This window comes from Achromobacter sp. 2789STDY5608615 (genome assembly GCF_001298995.1).
In the GTDB taxonomy this organism is placed as follows: Bacteria; Pseudomonadota; Gammaproteobacteria; order Burkholderiales; family Burkholderiaceae_B; genus Achromobacter; species Achromobacter insuavis.
In genome coordinates this window covers 35,288-52,752 of record NZ_CYTY01000042.1, presented here as the reverse complement: position 1 = coordinate 52,752, position 17,465 = coordinate 35,288, and the positions used below count along the sequence as shown (strand labels likewise).

At 71.6% G+C, this 17,465-nt stretch carries 16 protein-coding genes and 2 pseudogenes; 5 read left to right on the top strand and 13 right to left on the bottom strand.

Annotated features, from left to right (window positions below; genetic code table 11):
- The first annotated feature begins 11 nt into the window (after nt 1–11).
- On the top strand, nt 12–968 hold the full coding sequence (locus tag AOZ49_RS26410) for a FecR domain-containing protein (RefSeq protein WP_054478659.1): 957 nt from the start codon (nt 12–14) through the stop codon (nt 966–968).
- 116 nt (nt 969–1,084) lie between these two features.
- Nucleotides 1,085–3,545, top strand: a pseudogene (locus AOZ49_RS26405) (TonB-dependent siderophore receptor).
- 57 nt (nt 3,546–3,602) lie between these two features.
- On the opposite strand, the gene AOZ49_RS26400 reads toward AOZ49_RS26405, so the two are convergent.
- The 5 genes from AOZ49_RS26400 to AOZ49_RS26385 form a co-directional block, all read right to left on the bottom strand.
- A complete protein-coding gene (locus AOZ49_RS26400; RefSeq protein WP_054478657.1) occupies nt 3,603–4,499 on the bottom strand; it encodes a GntR family transcriptional regulator in 897 nt (298 codons plus the stop codon).
- A 19-nt stretch (nt 4,500–4,518) separates the two neighbouring features.
- The gene (gene acnA / locus AOZ49_RS26395) at nt 4,519–7,158 is read right to left on the bottom strand and encodes an aconitate hydratase AcnA (RefSeq protein WP_054478655.1); all 2,640 of its coding nucleotides are present in this window, start codon (nt 7,156–7,158) and stop codon (nt 4,519–4,521) included.
- Nucleotides 7,064–7,405, bottom strand: coding sequence for a 2OG-Fe(II) oxygenase (locus tag AOZ49_RS33885; protein WP_255353713.1), 342 nt, complete (start codon nt 7,403–7,405; stop codon nt 7,064–7,066). Before AOZ49_RS33885 ends, acnA begins: the two co-directional genes overlap by 95 nt.
- On the bottom strand, nt 7,332–7,769 hold the full coding sequence (locus AOZ49_RS33880) for a 2OG-Fe(II) oxygenase (RefSeq protein WP_054478653.1): 438 nt from the start codon (nt 7,767–7,769) through the stop codon (nt 7,332–7,334). The genes AOZ49_RS33885 and AOZ49_RS33880 overlap by 74 nt, the downstream gene beginning before the upstream one ends.
- A 141-nt stretch (nt 7,770–7,910) precedes the next feature.
- Nucleotides 7,911–8,618, bottom strand: coding sequence for a DNA-3-methyladenine glycosylase family protein (locus AOZ49_RS26385; protein ID WP_231689735.1), 708 nt, complete (start codon nt 8,616–8,618; stop codon nt 7,911–7,913).
- Nucleotides 8,619–8,789: 171 nt separating this feature from the next.
- On the opposite strand from AOZ49_RS26385, the gene AOZ49_RS26380 reads away from it, so the two are divergent.
- A complete protein-coding gene (locus AOZ49_RS26380; RefSeq protein ID WP_054428675.1) occupies nt 8,790–9,479 on the top strand; it encodes an HAD family hydrolase in 690 nt (229 codons plus the stop codon).
- Nucleotides 9,480–9,489: 10 nt separating this feature from the next.
- On the opposite strand, the gene AOZ49_RS26375 is transcribed toward AOZ49_RS26380, so the two are convergent.
- Complete coding sequence (locus tag AOZ49_RS26375) at nt 9,490–10,266, bottom strand: short-chain dehydrogenase/reductase (protein WP_054478651.1); 777 nt, start codon at nt 10,264–10,266, stop codon at nt 9,490–9,492.
- 127 nt (nt 10,267–10,393) lie between these two features.
- Between AOZ49_RS26375 and AOZ49_RS26370 the strand changes: the two genes are divergently transcribed.
- A complete protein-coding gene (locus AOZ49_RS26370; protein WP_054428673.1) occupies nt 10,394–10,912 on the top strand; it encodes an MgtC/SapB family protein in 519 nt (172 codons plus the stop codon).
- Between the two features lie 7 nt (nt 10,913–10,919).
- On the opposite strand, the gene AOZ49_RS26365 is transcribed toward AOZ49_RS26370, so the two are convergent.
- The 4 genes from AOZ49_RS26365 to AOZ49_RS26350 all read right to left on the bottom strand — a co-directional run bounded on the left by AOZ49_RS26365 (nt 10,920) and on the right by AOZ49_RS26350 (nt 13,767).
- The gene (locus AOZ49_RS26365) at nt 10,920–11,285 is read right to left on the bottom strand and encodes a cupin domain-containing protein (protein WP_054428672.1); all 366 of its coding nucleotides are present in this window, start codon (nt 11,283–11,285) and stop codon (nt 10,920–10,922) included.
- A 111-nt stretch (nt 11,286–11,396) separates the two neighbouring features.
- Complete coding sequence (locus tag AOZ49_RS26360; protein WP_054478650.1) at nt 11,397–11,783, bottom strand: VOC family protein; 387 nt, start codon at nt 11,781–11,783, stop codon at nt 11,397–11,399.
- Between the two features lie 50 nt (nt 11,784–11,833).
- Nucleotides 11,834–12,820, bottom strand: a complete 987-nt coding sequence (locus tag AOZ49_RS26355; RefSeq protein WP_082380590.1) for a formylglycine-generating enzyme family protein — start codon at nt 12,818–12,820, stop codon at nt 11,834–11,836.
- An 89-nt stretch (nt 12,821–12,909) separates the two neighbouring features.
- The gene (locus tag AOZ49_RS26350) at nt 12,910–13,767 is read right to left on the bottom strand and encodes an AraC family transcriptional regulator (RefSeq protein ID WP_054478649.1); all 858 of its coding nucleotides are present in this window, start codon (nt 13,765–13,767) and stop codon (nt 12,910–12,912) included.
- 137 nt (nt 13,768–13,904) lie between these two features.
- Here AOZ49_RS26350 and AOZ49_RS26345 point away from each other — a divergent pair, with 137 nt between their 5' ends.
- Nucleotides 13,905–14,447, top strand: a complete 543-nt coding sequence (locus tag AOZ49_RS26345; RefSeq protein ID WP_054478647.1) for a carboxymuconolactone decarboxylase family protein — start codon at nt 13,905–13,907, stop codon at nt 14,445–14,447.
- 27 nt (nt 14,448–14,474) lie between these two features.
- Here the strand turns inward: AOZ49_RS26345 and alkB are convergent.
- From alkB to AOZ49_RS26330, 3 genes and pseudogenes are all read right to left on the bottom strand, one after another.
- Nucleotides 14,475–15,135 (bottom strand): annotated as a pseudogene (alkB, locus tag AOZ49_RS26340) (DNA oxidative demethylase AlkB).
- A gap of 1 nt (nt 15,136) precedes the next feature.
- A complete protein-coding gene (locus AOZ49_RS26335) occupies nt 15,137–15,832 on the bottom strand; it encodes a 2OG-Fe(II) oxygenase (RefSeq protein ID WP_054478645.1) in 696 nt (231 codons plus the stop codon).
- An 82-nt stretch (nt 15,833–15,914) separates the two neighbouring features.
- Complete coding sequence (locus AOZ49_RS26330; RefSeq protein ID WP_054478643.1) at nt 15,915–17,435, bottom strand: phospholipase D family protein; 1,521 nt, start codon at nt 17,433–17,435, stop codon at nt 15,915–15,917.
- Nucleotides 17,436–17,465: the final 30 nt, after the last annotated feature.

Here is a 17,465-nt window from a genome sequence, read left to right as displayed (position 1 = left end):
GGGGGCGCCGCGTGAGCGCCACCCCGGATACGGCGGTCCTGGAAGAGGCCGCCGGCTGGCTGGTGCGCTTCCAGTCGGAGACCCTGTCGGCCGCGGACCGTGCCGCCTTCGAGCGCTGGCGCGGCCGCAGCGCGGCGCATGCCGCCGCCTGGGCCCGGGTGGAAGACATGCTGCGCAGCTTTGGACAGGTGCCGCCCGATCTGGGCGCGCGCACGCTGCGGCAGCTGGAGCGGCCCGGCCGGCGCCAGGCGCTGCGCAGCGGGGCGGGCCTGCTGCTGCTGCTGGGGCCGGCGGCCTGGCTGGCCTGGCGCGAATTGCCGTGGCACGAATGGAGCGCCGACGCGCGCACCGCCACCGGCGAGCAGCGCCGCATGCAACTGGCGGACGGCACCCGCCTGCTGCTGAACACCGCCACCGCCGTCGACATCCAGTACACCGCCGAGCAGCGCGTGATCTGGCTGCGCGCGGGCGAGATCCTGCTGACCACCGGCAAGGACCCGGCGCCGGTCCATCGGCCGTTCATCGTGCGCACCGCGCAGGGCTCGGTGCAGGCGCTGGGCACGCGCTTCATGGTGCGGGACGAGCGCGACGGCATCCGCGTCGCGGTGTTCGAGGGCGCGGTGGCGATCCGGCCGGCCGCCAGCGACGCGCAGCGCGTGTTGCGGGCGGGGCAGCAAACCGTGTTCGACGCGCAGCGGATCGAGCCCGAGTCGGCCGTCGATACCGCCCTGGTGTCCTGGGAGGACGGCATGCTGGCCGCGCGCAACTGGCGCCTGGCCGACCTGGTGGCGGAACTGGCGCGCTACCGCCGCGGTTTCCTGCGTTGCGATCCGGCGGTGGCCGAGCTGCGCGTGTCGGGCGCCTTTCCCTTGAACGACATCGACGCCGGCCTGCGCCTGCTGGAGAAGACGCTGCCGGTGCGGATCCAGCGCATGACGCCGTACTGGGTCACCGTCGCGGCGCGCTGAGGGCGCGGCCGTTACAAATTAATCGCCGAGTCCCTGACACTTTTTCGGCCTTCGTTCGGTGTACCGGGTGAATCGTCGCGGCGCGACCGCGATGCCCCGCCCACGAAGGATCCCTCATGGCAAGCCGTTACTCCCGTTCCCTGTCTGTCCGCCGCGCGCGGACCTCATCGTCGTCCACGCGGGCCGCGGTGCGCGCCCTTGGCCTGGGCGTGGCGCTGGCGCTGGCGTCGGCGGCCGCGCAGCCGGCGCGCGCCGCCGATGCCGTCAGCGCGGCGAGCGGCAAGCCCTATGCGATTCCCGCCGGCCCGCTGGGCGACACGCTGGCCCGCTTCGCCGCCGCCGCCGGCGTGCCGCTGTCCTTCGATCCGGCCCTGCTGGCGGGTCAGCATAGTGACGGCCTGAACGGCGTCTACACGGTGCGCGAGGGCTTCGCGCGGCTGCTGTCGGGCTCCGGCTACGCGCTGGCGGAGCAGGGCGGCGGCGCCTATTCGCTGCGCAAGCTGCCGCCGCAGGGCGAGACCACGCTGCTGCCGAACGTCGTGGTGACGGGCGCGGACGCGCATCCCTCGGCGTTGCCGGCCAGCTACACGGGCGGCCAGGTGGCGCGTGGCGGCCGCCTGGGCCTGCTGGGCAACCGCGATGTGATGGATACGCCGTTCAGCGTCGCCAACTACACCTCGGACCTGCTGGCCAACCGCCAGGCGGTGACGCTGGCCGACGCGCTGAACGTCGATTCCTCGGTGCGCTTCACCGGCCAGATCGGCGGCGTGACGGACTCGTTCTACATCCGCGGCTTTCCGATAGGCGAAGGCAACCTGGGCGAGATCGCCTTCGACGGCGTCTATGGCGTGGCGCCGAATTACCACGTGTTCACCGACTACATCGAGCGGGTCGAGGTGCTGAAGGGGCCGGCCGCGCTGCTGTACGGCATGTCGCCCAACAGCGGGGTGGGCGGCGTCATCAACATGGTGCCCAAGCGCTCGCTGCCGCAGGACCTGACGCGGGTGTCGGCCGATTACGCGGGGGCGTCGCAGTTCGGCGGCCGCGTCGACCTGAGCCGGCGCTTCGGTGACGATGGCGCCTGGGGCGTGCGGGTCAACGGCCTGCACCGCCAGGGCGACACGCCGCTGGACAACCTGCATTCGCGCACCGATCTGGGCGCGCTGTCGCTGGACTACCAGGGCGAGAAGCTGCGCGCCTCGCTGGACCTGCTGATCCAGAACGAGAAGGTCGACGCGCCCACGCGTCCGTTCCTGGTGGCCACGGGCCTGCGCGTGCCCGACGCGCCGGACGGCCGCCGCAACGCGACGCAGCCGTGGGGCTGGTGGAAGTCCGAAGGCGAATCCGCGCTGCTGCGCGTCGAGTACGACATCAGCGACCGCCTGACGGTGTTCGCCGACGCGGGCGGCTCGACCACCACCATCAACCGCCTGTCCGACCAGACGCCGACTATCGTCAACGCCGCCGGCGATACGCTGGTGACCCCCCAACCATTTCAAGTTCCAGGTCGATCGCAGCACCTACAACGCCGGCCTGCGCGCCAAGCTGGACACCGGTCCGGTGCGCCATGCCATCACCTTCATGGGCACGCTGTACAGCGACCGCAATGCCCAGGCCAGCGTGAACGGCACGCCGCTGTCGTCCAACATCTATCACCCGGTGACGCGGCCCCGGCAGGACATCGCGGCACCCGCCAGCGTGCCCAAGGTGTCGTCCTCGGACCTGAGCGGCTTCGCGCTGGCCGACACGCTGAGCGTGCTGGACGAGCGGGTCCAGTTGACGCTGGGCGCGCGCCAGCAGCGGGTCGAGTCGCGCAACTTCAATGGCGTCACGGGCGCGCGCACCCTCAGCTACGACGAAAGCGCGATTACGCCTCTGGCCGGCCTGGTGCTCAAGCCGTGGCGGAACGTCTCGTTCTATGGCAACTACATCGAGGGCCTGAGCAAGGGCGACGTGGCGCCGGCCACCGCCACCAACGCCGGCCAGGTGTTCAAGCCGTACAAGTCCAAGCAGAAGGAAGTCGGCGTCAAGGTCGATTTCGACAGCGCCATGCTGACCCTGAGCGCCTTCGAGATCACCAAGCCCAGCGGCCAGCTGACGGGGGGCGTGTATGCGGCGGACAGCGAGCAACGCAACCGCGGCCTGGAACTGAACCTGTCGGGCGAGCCGCTGCGCGGCCTGCGCCTGCTGGGCGGCGTGACCTTCCTGGACGCCGAGCTGACGCGCACCAGCAACCCCGCCACGCGCGGCAACCAGCCCGTGGGCGTGCCGCGCTTCACCGCCAACCTGGGCGCGGAATGGGATACGCCCTGGGTCGCCGGGCTGACCCTGACCGGCGGCGTGATCCACACCGGCAAGGAATACGTCAATCAGGCCAACACGCAGTCGGTGCCCTCGTGGACCACGTTCGACCTGGGCGCGCGCTACGTCACGCGCATCGACGGCAAGGAAGTGACCCTGCGCGCCAATGTCGTCAACGTGTTCAACCGCGCCTATTGGTCGGGCGTGGCGTCCTACGGCACCATCTCGCAAGGCGTGCCGCGCACGCTGATGCTGTCGGCGTCGATGGACTTCTGAGGGGCCGGCGGCGGGCCGCCAGGCGGCCCGTGCGTAGTGGCTTGATCCGCCGGCGGCCTAGGTTGTCAGGATGCCGCGGATGCGCGCCAGGTTGTCGAGCGTGCTGCGCAGGTGGCGGGCCAGCGCCTCGGCGGCCGCTTCGTTGCGTTCGCGCTCCAGCAGGTCGAGGATTTCCAGGTGCTGCTCGCAATGCTGGCGATAGCGGCTGCGGTCCTGCATCGAGCGGTACGACAGCAGCCGCCGCACGCGGTTGACGCGCTTGATGGTGTCGATGAAGAACGGGTTGCCCGAGGCCTCCACCAGCGACTCGTGGAAGCGCACGCCGCGTTCGTGCAACTGGTCGGCGCTGTCGCTGTCGATGCCGCCGTCGAGCAGGTGCCGCTCGGCGGCGCGGCAGCGCGCCAGCACGGCCTTGTCGATGCGGTAGGTGGGTTCGAGCAGCGCGGCCGGTTCCAGCGCCAGGCGCAGGCGATACGACTGCAGCAGGCTGTCGGGCGTGGTCATCATCGACGAGAATTCCCAGCCGTAGCCGGGGCGCCGCTGGGCCCAGCCTTCCTGCGCCACGCGCGCCAGCAGCGCCTGGGTCTGCGCTTGCGTCAGGCCGTAGCGGGCGCGCAGCAGCGCTTCGCTGCACTGCATCGGCAGCGCGCCGCGCAGCAGTTCGTCGGCCAGCCGGAAATAGCTTTGCGTGACGATGTCCTCGGCGGCGGGCGGCGCCAGCTCGGCGGACGTGCGCGCCAGCGCGTCGTGGTCCAGCTGCAGGAAGTAGCCGCGGTTGGGCTTGCGCGCGACGATGCCGTGCGCTTCCAGCAGGCCGAGCGCGTCGTTGACCGGCGAGCGCGACAGGCGCAGGCGGTCGGCCAGTTTCTGCGCGCTCAGGTGCGCGCCGCCGGTCAGGCGGTCTTGCCGGATCAGCTCCAGGATCTTGCTGGCGGTATGGGTCTGCGCGCTCATGGGGGATGCAAAGTGGGACTCAGCCCGGCGGGGCCGTCTCGGACGGCGCCGAGGTCGCGGCGCCAAGCGTATCCGCGAGGATAGCCGGAATCACGCCGCCCATCCGCAGCAGATGCAGTTCCAGTTGCGTTTCCACGGCGGCCGTGGCCTGCAGGGCCTGCTCGCGGCCGTCGGCGCGCAGCAGCCGCACTGCGACCGGCTGGCGTGGCGCCAGGCGCTGCGGCGGACAATCGATCTCGAAGCGGTCGCCCGGCTGGATCGCCAGGCTGTGTGGCGTGACGCCCGCCGGCAGGCGCAGCGGCAGGATGCCCATGCCGATCAGGTTCGAGCGGTGGATGCGCTCGAAGCTGACCGCCAGCACCGCGCGGATGCCCAGCAGGCGCTGGCCCTTGGCGGCCCAGTCGCGCGACGAGCCGGTGCCGAAGCGCTCGCCCGCCAGCAGCACCACCGCGTCGTCGTCGCGGCGATAGTGTTCCGCCGCTTCCCAGATCGGCTCGATGGCGCCGCTGGGCGCGTGCAGCGTATGGCCGACCGGGGCGTCCGGGCACAGCAGGTTGGCCAGGCTCTTGCTGTAGAAGGCGGCGCGCATCATCACCTGCCAGTTGCCGCGGCGCGAGGCGAACACGTTCAGGTCGTCGCGGTCGTCGCCCTGCGCCACCAGGAAATCGGCGATCAGGCTATCGGGCGGTATGGCGCTGGCCGGCGACAGATGATCGGTGGTGACGTCGTCGCCCAGCACCAGCAGCGGATAGGCGGCGTAGCGGCCCAGCTGGCTGGCGGGGCCGGCGCTGGCGAACGGCGGCCGCCGCAACGCCGTCGAGGCCGGGTTCCAGGGAAAGCGCGGCGTGTCCGGCGACGCCAGCGCCTGCCACTCGGGGTTGGCGGCGGCGATGCGGAAGGCGCGCTGGAAATCGTCGGCGCGCAGGCCCTGTGCCAGGGCCGCGTCGATCTCGTCCGCGCGCGGCCACAGCTCATGCAGATGCACCGCGCGGCCGTCCGGCGCGATCTGCACGGGCTCGCGGCTGAAGTCGCGCTCGGCGTCGCCGGCCAGCGCGAAGGCGATGACCAGCGGCGGCGACATCAGGAAGCCCAGGTCCAGATCGGGGTGGATGCGGCCGGTGAAATTGCGGTTGCCCGACAGCACCGCCACCGGGTGGATGGCGCCGGCGGCCATGGCCGCGCGCACCGCGTCCGGCAGCGGTCCGGAATTGCCGATACAGGTGGTGCAGCCGTAGCCGACGATGCCGAACCCGACCGCCTGCAGGTCGTCTAGCAGGCCGGCGCGTTGCAGATAGTCGGCGGCGGCGGGCGAGCCGGGGCCGAGCGAGGTCTTGACCCAGGCTGGCACGGTCAACCCTGCCTGGCGCGCCTTGCGCGCCAGCAGCCCGGCCGCGACCAGCAGGCGCGGATCCGAGGTGTTGGTGCAGCTGGTGATGGCGGCGATGGCGATGGCATGGCGCGGCAGGGGCGAGTCGGCCTTGGGCGTGAACGCCAGGCTGGCGAGGAGCTCGCGGGTCTGGCCATAGGGGCGCAGGTCCTGCGGCCGCGTCGGGCCGGCCACGTGCATGTGCACCTGGTCCAGCGCGATCTCGATGACCCGGGTGTAGCGCGGCGTGGCCGCCGGATCCAGCGCCAGGCCGGCGCTGGCGGCATAGGCGCCGACCCGCGCGACGTGGGCCGGGTCGCGGCCGGTCTGGCGCAGGTAGTCGAGGGTGGCCTCGTCGATCGGGAAGTAGCCGGTGGTGGCGCCGTATTCGGGCGCCATGTTGGCGACCACGCAGCGGCTGCCGGCCGACAGCGTGGCGACGCCGGGGCCGAAGAACTCCACGAACTCGCCCGACACCTGGATCGCGCGCAGCCGCTGGGTGACGGTCAGCGCCAGGTCGGTGGCGGTGACGCCGGTCGAGAGCGCGCCGCTCAGGCGCACGCCGATCACGTCCGGAATGCGCAGCATGGTCGGCATGCCGAACATCACCGTCTGCGCTTCCAGGCCGCCCACGCCCCAGCCGAGCACGCCGATGCCGTTGATCATCGGGGTGTGGCTGTCGGTGCCGATCATCATGTCCGGATGCAGCGCGCCGTGGTCATCGCACACCACCGTGGCCAGTTGCTCCAGGTTGATGGTGTGCATGATGCCGGTGCCGGGCGGATGGATGCGCACGTTCGACAGCGCCTTGGAGGCCCAGCGCAGGAAGCGGTAGCGCTCGGCGTTGCGGCGCAGCTCCAGGGCCAGGTTGCGCGCCGCCGCGTCGGGCTGCGCATAGGCCTGCACCGCCAGCGAGTGATCCACCGAGACGTCCACCGGCAGCACCGGATTGAGCGCGCGCGGATCCACCCCGGCCTCGTCCAGCGCGTCGCGCATGGCGGCGATGTCGACCAGCGCCGGGGTGCTGGTGGTGTCGTGCATCAGCACCCGGCCGGGCTGGAAGGCGATCTCGGCTTCGCTGGTGCCGTCGGCCAGCCAGGCGAACAGCGCGGCCACGGCGGCGTCGCGCTCGGCGCCGCGCATGTTGCGCAGCGCGTTTTCGAGCAGCAGCCGCAGCACCACCGGCAGGCGGTGGTAGTCAGGGCCGTACATGCCGGCCATGTCGATGTGGGTGTAGGCGGCGCCGTCGAGCGTGAAGCTGGCGTGGCGCAGGGCGGGGGCAGGTTTTTCCATGGCTGCTAGTTTTGCATATTGAATATGTAAAATGCAATCTAGAAAAACGGGTCGATCCGCCAGGCGATGCGTTATCCGGGGACGGACCGGGGGGGGCGTCCAGGGGTAATTCCAGGCCACGGCGTTCGCCGTCGCGCACCCGGCTGACGGCGTGGCGCAGGGTGGCGCGGTAGTCATCGCGCGCGCCCCGGATGGGGCGGTGGGCGCAGGCGATCAGGGCGGCGTCGCCCAGGCCCAGCGGCAGCACCAGGGGGGCGGGACTGCTGGCGCGGGCGTTGCTCGGTCATGACGAACTCGCCGCCGCTGAAGTCGTGGGCGGGATCGGACAGCAGCGCCACCAGCAGGATGGGAAACGCCGTGTCGTCGTGCGCGTGCCGCAGCGCTTCAAAGCCGTCCTGGCGCAGGCGGGTGAGGGCGGCCGGCTCGGCGTGCGGCGCGGCCCGCCCGGCATCCGGGTCCGGCGGATAGCGGATGTCGCGGCCCAGCCGCTGCGCCCAGGACTGCGCCAGCGGCGCCAGCCGCGCATACAGGGCGCGCGGCAGGTCGCGCAGCAGCGGTGGCGCGGGCAGGCGCAGCGCGCGGCGTTCGTCGCGTTCGCCGCCGATGCGCACGGCGGCCGGGTCGTCGAAAGCCTGCGCCAGCGCGCGCCTGCGGCGGGTCGAACAGCGCGGGCAGCGGCGCCCAGCCTTCGGCGTCCAGCTGGCCCAGGATCCGGGTCCAGTCGTAGCGGTCCAGCGGATGGCCGGCGGCGTTCATGGCGTTGTCGCCGGCGCGGCGGGCAGGCGCCACAGGTACCACGCCGCGATCGTGCGGTACGGGCTGAAGGCTGCGCCGATGGCCCGCATCTGGGCCGGCGACGGCGCCTTGTCCAGGCGCTTCAGGCGGCGGTAGCCCTCGCGCACGCCATAGTCGTCCACCGGCAGGATGTCCATGCGTTCGAGCGTGTAGATCAGCAGCATCTCCACGGTCCAGCGGCCCACGCCGCGCAGCGCCACCAGGCGTTCGATCAGGGCCTCGTCGCTCATCGCCAGCGCTTCCTCGCGTTCGGGGATCACGCCGTCCAGCGCCGCCTGCGCGATGCCGCGGATGGTGGCCAGCTTGGACGCCGAAAAGCCGCAGGCGCGCTGGAGCTCGGGATCGGTATCCAGCAGCGTGCGCGGCCGCGGAAAGGACTGGCCGGGATACAGCGCCAGCAGGCGGCCGAGGATGGCGTCGCCGGCGCGCGCATGCAGCTGCTGGTAGGCGATGGCGCGCACCAGCGCTTCGTAGGGCTCGCGCGCCGGGCGCGAGGCGTGCAGGCAGGGGCCGATGGCCTGGACGTGGCGGGCCCAGTCGGCGTCCAGCGCGGCCAGGTGGCGGGCGGCGCGCTCGAACAGGGCCGGCGTCGGCGGGGTTGCCGGCGCGGCGGCCTTGCGGGGCCGGCGCCGGGCGGCGGTCGGGGCGGTATCGGGTGGCGTCATGGAGGGCGGGAAGCGGTGGACAGGGCGGGGCGCCGGCGAAGGACAGCATAACGGCTCGCGCGGCCGCGGGCACTCCGTTGCTTGCGGCCGCGGCGCGCGCCCGTGGCCGGGGCGGGGATGGGCCGTGCAGTATGCTTGTGGGCTTCATGGACCCCTTTCCCGCTGCCTGCAATGACTGATTTTCCCTTTGACGCCGTGCTGTTCGACTGTGACGGCGTCCTGGTCGATTCCGAGCCGATCACCGCCCGCGTCCTGACCGAGATGCTCAACGAACTGGGCTGGGCGATCACCTTCGAAGAAGCCACCCGCATCTTCACCGGCAAGGCGGTGCGCGACGAACTGCCGCTGATCCAGGCGCGCACCGGCGTGGCGCTGTCGCCCGACTGGTTCGCGCAATTCCGCGAGCGCCGCAATGCCGCGCTCGACCTGGAACTGCTGGAAATCCCCGGCGCGCCCGACGCGGTGCGCGCCCTGCACCGGACGCTGGACGGCCGCATCGCGGTGGCCTCGGGCGCCGACCGCCGCAAGGTCGAGCTGCAGCTGGCCAAGGTCGGCATCGCCGACTGCTTCAGCGAACGCGTCTTCAGCGGCCACGAAATGCCGCGCAGCAAGCCCTATCCCGATGTTTATCTGGCCGCCGCCAGCGCGCTGGGCGTGGACCCGCGCCGCTGCGCCGTGGTCGAGGACACCGTCACCGGCGCCACCGCCGGCGTGGCGGCGGGCGCCACGGTGTTCGGCTACAGCCCCAGCGACAACGGCCACAGCGGTCCCGAGGCGCTGCGCGACGTCGGCGTGGCCCACGTCTTCACCGACATGGCGCAGTTGCCGGCGCTGCTGGCCGGCTGGGCCGCGGCGCGCTGACGCCGACGGGTCAGCGGCCGGCGTACTGCTCGCCGCCGTCCAGGTCGATCACCGTGCCGCTCAGGTAGCCGGCGCGCGGCGAGGCGCCGAACACCACCATGTCGGCCACCTCGCCGGCTTCCATCAGGCGGCCGAAGGGCAGGTCGTGCAGGGTTTCCTGCCAGCGCGATTCATCGCCCCAGCGGGCCTGCGCGCGCTGCTTGGCCAATGTCAGCACGCGGTCGGTGCGGGTGCGCGACGGATTCACGCCGAACACGCGCACGCCATGGCGCGGCCCGTCGCCGCCCAGGGCGCGCGTGAACGCGATCAGGGAGGCGTTGGCGGCCGCGCCGCAGATGTAGTCGGCGTGCGGCGCCGCGCCGGCCATGCCGATGATGTTGGCGATGACGCCGTTGCCGGCGGTCCGCATCAACGGGTAATAGTGGCGCGCCAGGTCGATGTAGCCATGCACCTTCAGGTCCCAGCCGGCGCGCCAGCGTTCGTCCTGCACCTGGTCCAGCGCGCCGCCCGGCACCGCGCCGGCGTTGTTGACGAGGATGTCGATGGCGCCGGTGTGTTCGACCACGCGCGCCGCCGCGCCCGGCTGCGCCAGGTCGACCGCCAGCGTGCGGGCCTGCCGGCCGGTCTGCGCGGCGATCGCGGCGGCGGCGGCCTGCAGCGCCGCGTCGTCGCGCGCCGCCAGGATCGGCTCGGCGCCTTCCCGCGCGAACGCCATGGCACAGGCCAGGCCGATTCCCTTGGACGCGCCCGTGATCAGTACGCGTTTGCCCTCCAGCTGCAGATCCATCCCAAGCTCCTCGCGATCGCGTCCGTCGTAGCGCGGACCAGGATGACGTTGTAAACCAGATGGCCGGCGCCGCGCCAGCGCCGGCCTGCTATGCTGGACGCGCACACCCTGCACGCGGGAGACGGCGATGGCGGAAATCTGGCTGGAAGTCTGGAGCACCTTGCGCAGCGAATTCGCCGACATCCCCGATGTCGGCGAGGCCACCCGCATCGTGCTGCGGCTGGGCATGGCGGTGGTCCTGGGCGGCCTGCTCGGCTACGAGCGCGAACGCAGCGGCAAGGCCGCCGGGCTGCGCACCCACATGCTGGTGGCGCTGGGCGCGGCCATCTTCGTGCTGGTGCCGCTGCAGAACGGCATGGAGGTCGGCGACCTCAGCCGGGTGCTGCAGGGCGTCATCGCCGGCATCGGCTTTCTCGGCGCCGGCGCCATCATCAAGCTCAGCGACGAACGCGAGATCCGCGGCCTGACGACCTCCGCCAGCATCTGGATGACCGCCGCCATCGGCGTGGCCGCCGGCATGGGCCGCGAGGCCACCGCCGTCGCCAGCACGGCGATGGCGTTGTTCGTGCTGGCGGTGCTGCGGCGGGTCGAGGCGCGCATCGCCGCCAGGAGCGAGAAGCGGCTGATCGGGCCCGACCGTTCCTGAACCGGCTTCAGATCCAGACGTCGTTGGGCGCGCTGCGCTCGCCGCCCTGGTCGCCGGTATTGCGCACGCCGCGCGGCTCGATCAGCATGGCGTGCACCTCGTGTTCGGCACAGGGCTTGTGCTCGACGCCCTTGGGAATCACGGCCATCTCGCCAGGGCCCAGGTCGATGTGGCCGTCGCGCAGCTCGATGCGCAGCCGGCCTTCCAGCACGATGAAGGTCTCATCGGTGTCGGCATGGGCGTGCCAGACGAATTCGCCGTGCAGCTTGACCAGCTTGAACTGGTAGTCGTTCATCTCGGCGATGACCTTGGGCTGCCAGGGCTCCTGGATCAGCGAGAGCTTGCGGGCCAGGTTGATGGCGGTGGCGGACATGGGGGCTCCTTTGGGGGGCGATGGGAAACCCCCAGCTTAGGCGCGCGCCAGCCGGCCGTCTTGTACGTTTGTGCGGCGCGCGGTTGCGTCGCGGGCCACGGGGCGGGCGGACTACGGCTTGCTCTGCACCAGCACGAACTCGTTGCCGTACAGGTCGATGAAGTGCGCGTACACGGCGTTGCCGTCGTCCACCGGTTCCTTGGTGAAGCGCACGCCGCGCCCGGCGAAACGGGCATGGTCGCGGGCGACGTCGTCGGTGTAGAACACGCCCACCGGCTGGCCGCCGGTCTGGTCGCCGACGCGGTCGCGCTGGGCCTGGGTCTGGGCCTGCAGCAGCCAGACGCCCACCGAAGGCTGCTCGTGCAGGCGCAGGTGCACATAGCGTTGCTGCCCCACGGCCATGTCGACGAACACCTCCATGCCCAGCTTGTCCTGGAAGAAGGCGATGGCGGTGTCGTAATCGTTGACGAGCAGGACGAGGCGGCCCAGCGAATGCATGTCGAGACTCTTTTGAAAGTTTTGCTTGCGGCTATGCTAACCGGTCTACGTTAATCCACTTCGCGCAGCAGCCGGAATCCGACCAGCGGATAGCGCGTTTCCACCGTATTCCAGTTGCGGTAGGCCGAGCGCACGTACAGCGCCCAGGTGTGCCAGGAGCCGCCGCGCCGCACTTTGACGTTGCCGCTGGCGGGGCCTTGCGGGTCATCCTGGGGCGAATGCGCGTAGTAATCCTCGCCATACCAGTCGGACACCCATTCCCAGGCGTTGCCGTGCATGTCGTACAGCCCGAACGCGTTCGGCGCGTAGCTGGCCACCGGCGCGGTGAAGGCATGGCCGTCGCGGCGCGCGGCGGCGAACGCCTGCCACTTTGGCCACAGGGGCGCGGCGTCGGCGTCGAACGTGTTGGCCACGTCCGGCAACGCGGCCGGATCGTCGCCGTTCTGGTAACGGCCGCGGCCGCCGGCGCGGGCCGCGTATTCCCATTCGGCCTCGGTGGGCAGGCGGTAGACGCGGCCTTCCTCGCGGCTGAGCCAGCGCGCCATCGCGGTGGCGTCGTTCCAGCTGACGTTGACCACCGGATGCGCGTCGGTCTGGGCGAAGCCGGGGTTGCGCCACGAATAGCGGCGATCACGCCCCTCGAAGGCGTCGCCGCGCTCGCTGGCCTCGGGGTCGTAGGCGGCGTTGTAGCCGTAGCCGCCGGTGCCGTCGGCTTCCGATTCCGGCACGTAGCCCGAGGCCTCGATGAAGCGCCGGAACTGGCCCACGGTGACTTCCGTGCGCGCCATCAGAAAGGGGCGGGTGATGCGCACCGTATGCACCGGCGCTTCGTCGAACAGCTGCGCAAAGCGTTCCTTCGGGTATTGCGGATAGTCGCGCGCCAGCGCTTCGGGCGTCTCGTCGCTGCCCATCTGGAAGGCGCCCGCCGGCAACGGCACCAACACCATGCCAAGCGAATTCTCGATCGGTGTCGGCGGTTCGGCGGCCGCGACGGACAGGCTGGCCAGCGTAGACAGCAGGGCGAAGGCAAGGCGCATGGAATTCCTGGGAAGGGCGCGAGGGTGCCCGATAGTAGGGCCGCCGCGCGGCCGCCGCCAGTTCTGGGGAACCCGCATGGCGGGCGGCCTCAATCGTCCGGTCGTTCCCGCCAGGCGCGCGGCGAGGCGCCCAGCTTGCGGCTGAAGGCGCGCGACAGCGCCGAGGCGTTGGCGTAGCCCAGCTCGGCCGCGATCGACTTGACCGGCCGCCCTTCGCGCAGCCGCGCCTGGGCCAGCGCCAGGCGCCAGTCCGCCAGGTAGTCGGCCGGCGGCTGGCCGACCGTTTCGTGGAACGCGGCGGCGAACGCGCTGCGCGACATGCCGGCCTCGGCGGCCAGCGCGGCCAGGCTCCAGGACGCGCCGGGCGCCTGGTGCATGGCGACCAGCGCGCACGCCAGCCGCGGGTCGGCCAGGCCGGCCATCAGCCCGGCCTGGATGCCGGCCTGTTCGGGATGGTCGATGAGCCAGCGCAACAGCTGGATCAACACCACCTCGAACAGCTTGTCGGCCAGCAGGCGCTGGCCGCAGCGCACCGATTCGGTCTCGGCGAACAGCAGCGCCAGGGATTGTTCCAGCCCCTCGACCCGCGCCAGCGGCAGGGCGATCAACGGCGGCAGCGCGCGCACCAGCGGATTGCGCGCGCCGCCGTCGAAATCGAGCGTGGCGCAGGTGAAGTCCGAACCGTCCCGCGGCGGATTGTGGAAGTCGTGCCGCGCCGGCCGCGGATAGAACAGCAGCGTCGGCTCGGCCAGCGCCAGCCGCCGCGGCAGGCCGCCGCCCGGCGGATGGCGCACCTCCATGCGGCCGCGCCGCAGCACGTGCAGAAAGCCCCGGCCGGTTTCCGGCGGGAAGCGGGTCAGGCCGCACATGGCGCCGCTATGGAACAGCCGGGCGCGGGCGCGGAACTGCTCCAGCAGGGAAGACAGGCGGTCGACGGGAGGCGTCATGGCGGGCTTGGACGATTGGATATGTTTGATGGACGTTGAGTATCCAATGGTACTGCGGGAAGGGGAATACTGGGTGCCAGGCGCCGGCCGTCTGTGCCGGTGTCCCGCCCACTTCCCTTCATTCAAAGGAAACCATCATGTCCCGCGTTCCCCTGCTCGATTCCGCCTCCGCCCCGGCCGCCAGCCAGGACCTGCTGCGCCAGATCCACGGCGCGTTCGGCGCCACGCCCAACATGTTCCGCGCGGTCGCCAATTCGCCCGCGGCGCTGGCCAGCATGTGGGCCGCCTTCGGCGCCCTGGGCGGCGGCACGCTGTCCGCGCAACTGGGCGAGAAGATCGCCGTGGCCGTGGCCGACAGCAACCGCTGCGAATACTGCCTGGCGGCGCATACCGCGCTGGGCCGCAAGGCCGGCGCCAGCGCCGAGGAAATGGCCGCGGCCCAGGCCGGCCGCGCCGATGACCCGCGCACCGCCGCGGCGCTGGCGTTCGCGCTCAAGCTGGTGCGCGATCGCGGCCAGGTGGGCGATGCCGATGTGGCCGCCTTGCGCCAGGCCGGCTTCGACGACGGCCAGATCGTGGAGCTGCTGGCGCACGTGGCGCTGAACCTGTTCACCAACTACGTCAACGTCGCTTTCGACGTGCCGGTGGACTTCCCCAAGGTGGCGTTGCGCGCCGCCTGAGCGGCGGCCGGGGCGGCCTGGGTCGCCTCAGCCCGCCTTGCGGATGGTGAAGTTGATCCGCACGCTGCCCAGCGTGGGGTGGGGGGCGGTCTTTCAGCGGCAGCACGCCGTGATAGCGCAGGCGGTCGACGCCGCCCCACACCACCACGTCGCCATGGAACAGCGGCACGTGCACGGCCTTGTCGCCGCGCTCGTGGCCGCCGAACAGGAACACCGCCGGCATGCCCAGCGACACCGAGACGATGGGCGCGTCGTAGTCGCGCTCGTCCTTGTCCTGGTGCAGCGACAGGCGCGAGCCAGGCTGGTAGCGGTTGACCAGGCAGGCGTCCGGCGCGAAGCCGGGAAAGTCCGCCGCCAGCGCGGCCTCGCGCGCCAGCGTGTCGAAGGCCTCCGGCATCGCCGGCCACGGCTGCCCCGTGCGCGGGTCCTCGCGGGTGTAGCGGTAGCCGCGCTCGTCGCTGGTCCAGCCGAAGTCGCCGCAGTTGGTCAGCGCCACCGACATGGGCAGGCCGCCGGGCGTGACCATGTGGCGAAAGGGCGCCTCCCGGCGCACCGCGTCGACGCCGGCCAGCAGCGCCCGCGCCGCCGGCAGCGCGAAACCGCGCAGCACCACCGACTGCGCGCCGATGCGCTCGCGGCCGGTCTGCGCGGTTTCCTCGTCGTCAAACAGGTTCAGGCTGGTTCCCATGTCAGGTCGCGTCGTGGAAGATCACGCCGAGCGTGTGGCGCTGGCCATCGCGCAGCGCGCTGACGCCGTGGCGCATGGCCACGCGGCGCCAGCCGCGCGCGCCGGCGACCGGGCGCTGGTTGACGGTGAAGACCAGCGCGTCGCCCTGGCGCAGCGGCAGCACTTCGGCGCGTTGGCCCGCGCTGTCGGTCTCGGTCATGACGAACTCGCCGCCGCTGAAGTCCTGGTCCGGCCGCGACAGCAGCACCGCCACTTGCAGCGGGAATACGTGTTCGCCATACAGGTCCTGGTGCAGGCAGTTGTAGTCGCCCGGCCCGTAGCGCAGGATCAGCGGCGTCGGCCGGCGCTGGCCGGCCTGGTGGCAGCGCGCCAGGAAGTCGGCATGCGCATCCGGGTAATCCACCGCGATGCCCATCTGCCGGTTCCAGCGGTTGGCGATCGGCGCCAGGCGCGGATACAGCGCGGTGCGCAGGTTGTGCAGCAGGCGCGGCAGCGGATAGGCGAAATACTTGTATTCGCCGCGGCCGAACCCATGGCGGCTCATGACGATGCGGCTGCGGTAGCGGTGCTCGTCGTCGTAGCCGGCGGCCAACGCCTGGCATTGCGCCGGCGTCAGCAGGCCGGCGGCCACGGCGTGGCCGCGCGCGTCCAGGTCGGCGGCGATGCGGGTCCAGTCCAGGGTGTCCAGCTTGCTCATGGGGGGCGATGCGCAAAAAAAAGGCGACAGGGTCCAGTCTAGCGCCATCGGGCCGGCGCCGAACTCCGTAAGTTGCCGCAGCCTACAACAGCGATTCGATCGGCAGCAACGACACGAACCACACCGAAAAGCGCTGCCAGGCGGTGGTGCCCGGTTCGGTGTCGTGGCGGATCGTGCGGCCGTCGCGCTGTTCCAGCCAGTAGAGCCGGCCCTTGTCGTCCAGGCAGACGCGATAGGCGCTGCGCGGGATGTCGTGCTCGAAGGCGTCGGCGATGTGGCGCGCCAGGGTCGGGCTGTCGATCACGAAGCCCAGCTCGGTGTTCAGCCGCGCCGAGCGCGGGTCGAAATTGAACGAGCCGACGAACACGCTGCGCCCGTCCACCGCGAAGGTCTTGGCGTGCAGGCTGGAGCCGGAGCTGCCGAACGGCCCCAGGCTCTTGTTGCGCTCGACCTCGGCCGCCTGGCGCTTCATCTCGAACAGTTCCACGCCGGCGGCCAGCAGGTCGTGGCGGCGCGAGGCGTAGCCCGAATGCACCACGGCCACGTCGGTGGCCTCCAGGGCATTGGTCAGCACCCGCACTTTGACGCCGCCTTGCGCCATGCGCGCAAAGGCCTCGGTGCCGCTGGCGGTGGGCACGAAATAGGGCGAGACCAGCTCCAGGTCGGTCGTCGGCGCGCCGACGATGTCGTGCAGCTGGTGCGGCAGCATGGCCTCGGGCGGCGCGGTGCCCAGCGTCTTGCGCGGATCGTCGCTGACCATGCGCGTATCGGCCCACTCCAGCGCCAGCTCGCCGCGCAGCAGTTGCTGGATGAACGGCAGCGCGCGCATCGCCTCGGCGTAGGCGGCGGCCTCGGGCGACTGTTCGACGGCGCTGGCCTTGCGTTCCAGCGCGGCCAGCGCATCGGGGCCGGCGGGTTTGAGCAGCGCGGCTACCGGATAGGCCGACTCGCTGGCCCAGTAGCGGTCGAAATCGGCCGAGACGTCCGGCACCACGGCGCCCACGGCCAGCACGTCCAGGTCGGTGAACAGCACGCCGTTGGTGGCGCCGAAGTATTCGTCGCCGATGTTGCGGCCGCCGACGATGGTGGCCTGGTTGTCGGCGGTGAGCGACTTGTTGTGCATGCGCCGGTTCAGGCGGCGGAAGTCGGTCAGGTAGCCGATGGACTTGGGCCAGCGCACCACGAATGGGTTGTACAGGCGCACCTCGATGTTCGGATGCGCGTCCAGCGCCGCCAGCACCGTGTCCAGCCCGGCGGTGCCGTTGTCGTCCAGCAGCAGCCGCACGCGCACGCCGCGGTCGGCCGCCGCGTGCAGCGCCTCCAGCAGCATGGTGCCGGTCATGTCGTCGTGCCAGATGTAGTACTGCACGTCCAGGCTGCGCTGGGCGGCGCGCACCAGCATCATGCGCGCGGCGAAGGCGTCGTGGGCGTCGGCCAGCGGGTGGATGCCGGATTTGTCCGGGTGCCGCGCCGCCAGCGGCGCGATGGCGCGGCCCAGCGCCGTGTCGCGGGCGACGTCGGGCGCCAGCGCCTGCGAGGCATTGCGCGATTCCAGGGGCGGCAGGCTGCAGCCCGTCAGGATGCCCAGGCAGAGGACGGTCATGGAAACGAATCGGGCTGTGTGCATACGCCG